We start from the raw sequence: 324 nt of genomic DNA, 5'->3' as shown, positions 1-324 counted from the left end.
CCCCCTGTTTAATGGCACCCCGACGGATTTGAGCGACAGCAGCTATCAACGCTTTCTGGCCAAAAATGATTTACCGGTACTGGTCGATTTCTGGGCGGAATGGTGCGGACCGTGCAAGATGATGGGGCCTGTTTTCAAGGAGTTGTGCGCAGAACAGCAACATCAGCTGCGCTTCGCCAAGGTCAATACCGAACAGGCGCCCATGGTGAGTCAACAATTGGGCATTCGCAGCATTCCAACGCTGATCCTGTTCCGCCACGGCAAAGAAGTCGATCGTCTCGCCGGCGCCTTGCCAGCACCCCAGCTACGCCAGTGGATCGCTGC

Annotated in this window: 1 protein-coding gene; it reads left to right on the top strand. The window is 56.8% G+C overall.

Annotated elements, in window-relative coordinates; translation table 11 throughout:
* Positions 1–324 (top strand): thioredoxin (trxA, locus tag Q4563_RS18130; protein WP_303605495.1); only part of this gene is annotated, 324 nt, incomplete at both ends.

This window comes from Gilvimarinus sp. 1_MG-2023, from assembly GCF_030548285.1.
This window is presented reverse-complemented; position numbering and strand designations above follow the sequence as displayed.